This is a genomic window from Flavobacterium azizsancarii, from assembly GCF_027980145.1.
Classification (GTDB): Bacteria; Bacteroidota; Bacteroidia; order Flavobacteriales; family Flavobacteriaceae; genus Flavobacterium; species Flavobacterium azizsancarii.
On the sequence record NZ_JAMZNK010000093.1, the window covers coordinates 1 to 2,621 of the forward strand.

General features: G+C 34.4%; 2 protein-coding genes. Both read right to left on the minus strand.

All coding sequences use genetic code 11. The annotated features are described in order from the left end of the window. Positions 1 to 1,286, minus strand: a 1,286-nt coding sequence (locus NJT12_RS24695) for an HlyD family secretion protein (protein ID WP_271338767.1), incomplete at its 3' end; no start/stop codon positions are given. A gap of 3 nt (positions 1,287 to 1,289) precedes the next feature. Further along, positions 1,290 to 2,621: peptidase domain-containing ABC transporter (locus tag NJT12_RS24700; RefSeq protein ID WP_271338768.1), on the minus strand; the 1,332-nt coding region annotated here is incomplete at its 5' end.

Here is a 2,621-nt window from a genome sequence, read left to right on the forward strand (position 1 = left end):
TGCTCAAAAATACTTTTGAACTGATATAGAATCCTTTCTATCAATCGTAAATCTTCGGTTACAATTTCAGCGCTTCCTTTCATTTCCTGCTGAAAAACGATTTGCTTTTTATATGAAGTCAGCAATCCGCTTGGAAGAGCTACATCCAATAATAAATTTCCGTCTTTATCCGGAACTAACGAAATATTTCGAATCTTTCCTTTCAGGACACCAAACTCCCGATCAGGAAAATTTGCTAATCTGATATTTACAGTTTGCCCCACTTTTATTTTTCCGGAATTCAACGCCGGCGCTTTTACTTTTCCAACAAAACCATTTTTTGTATCCGGAATAATAGAAAAAACATTATCCCCAACATTTATGGTTTGATTCTCTGTCCAAACCTGCAAAAAAGTAACCACGCCACTCACAGAAGATTTCAAAGTATAGGCCATCTCCCAGTCTTTTATTACTTTTTTAAGCTGATAAAAAGATTGCGCCATGTTTCTTCCTAAGGTAACTTCTTCTTTAGTGCCACTTATTTGCGAATTCTGACTTAATTTAGAATTATCAATCAAAGAGGACTTTAATTGAGAAATAGACGTTAAGAGCCCTTTATAATTCTTTTGTGCCTGAAGATAACCAAGCTTCTTCGCCTCCATCTCCTGAGCCGAAATAATACCTTTATTAAACAAAGTTTCAAAACGGGCAATTTCATTTTTCTGAAGCTGCAGTTCGCTTTCATTTATTATCTTTTGCTGCTGAAGTATTTCCAGTCTTTCTTTTATCTGAACCTTTTCTGAAACCTGCGCCCTGTTTTCAACTTGAAATGGCTGTAGATCCTTATTCAATTGTTCAGCCTGATAATCTTTTTGAAAAACAGCAAAAGCACTTTCAATCTCTCCTAATTGCGTATTTTTTAATAGAGCAAAAGGAAATGCTTTTTTAGGATTATTAATATCATATTGATCAACTATCTTTTTTAATAAAAAAACATCTTTATAATTGGCTGTATTTTCAATAATAGCAAGTGTGCTATTTTTTGACACGATCGATTTATCTTTTACCAAAATAGCTTCGATACGGCCGGAAGATTTAGAAACTATTTTCTCTGGCGGAATATTGGTTGTAATTACAATTTCAGTATTTACAACATCCGGATATTTTATAAACCAGGACACAAAAAACAGCATAAAAATAATTATGAATATCAAAACGGTCCCCCAACGGATCATCCAGTGTGGTACTTTGGTGAGAATGTCCTGTACTTCTTCACTTCTTAGTTCGAATGTGGTGTCTTCAGCCATGATTTAATTTCCTAATTGTAATTGATTTTTAACCAACTCAAAATAATTCCCTTTTAGTTTTACCAAAGTCTCATGATTCCCAATTTCGATGATTTTTCCTTTGTCCAAAACTACAATTTGATCTGCATTCATAACTGTACTCAATCGATGTGCAATAACAATTACGGTTTTGTCTTTAAAGAAAATATCCAGTTTGCGCATAATCTCTTTTTCATTATTGGCATCTAAAGCTGATGTAGCTTCATCAAAAAATAATATTTCAGGGTTTTTATAAACTGCCCGTGCAATTAGCAAACGTTGTTTCTGTCCCGTACTCATCCCTACTCCTTCTGCACCAATTTTAGTATTATAACCAATTGGCAAACCGCTGATGTATTCTTTTATATTGGCAACATCTGCAGCATATACCAATCTTTCCTTATCGACTTTATCAACTCCAATAGCGATATTATTGGCAATGGTATCGCTAAAAATAAAACCTTCCTGCATTACCGCTCCTATATTTGACCTCCAGGCTTTTTGCGAAATATTTTTAAGTTGTGTATTTCCAATATTTACTTCCCCTTTTTCAGGTTCATAAAACTTAAGAAGCACCTTCATTAAAGTTGTTTTTCCACTTCCGCTAACCCCAACAATTGCAGTTACTTTATTGGCTGGAATTTTTAGCGTTAAATCGTCTAAAACAGGAATATCAGATCCCAGATAACGATACGAAAGATTCTTTATATCAATATCTGAATCATACGGAACATCGCTTGTCTGATGAACTTCCTGCTGGGTTTCATCTTCTTTTTCATGAATTTCAGACAATCTGGCCAATGAGATTTTAGCATCCTGAAGTTCTCTTACAAATTCTATAAGCTGGGTTATTGGTCCGTTTAAGCTTCCCACGATTGAACTTATCGCCAGCATCATTCCTAACGTTATAGAACCATCAATGACTAATTTTGCAGAAAGGAATATGATGAAAATATTTTTTAACTCATTGATTACAGAAGAACCTATCGTTTGTGTTTGTTCTAAAACCAATCCTTTTATAGAAACCCTAAACAATCTTGCCTGAACATACTCCCATCCCCAGCGTTTTTGTTTCTCGGCATTATGAAGCTTAATTTCCTGCATTCCGTTAATGAGCTCCATAACTTTGCTCTGCTCTTGCGAAACCTCTGCAAAACGCTTATAATCGAGAACTTCCCTGCGTTTTAAGAATAAGGTAATCCATCCAAAATAAAGAATACTTCCTGCAAAAAACACAAAAAATATCTGCAAATTAAAATAAGCCAAAACACCTCCCATAACAAACATATTGATTACAGAAAACAAAACGTTTAATGA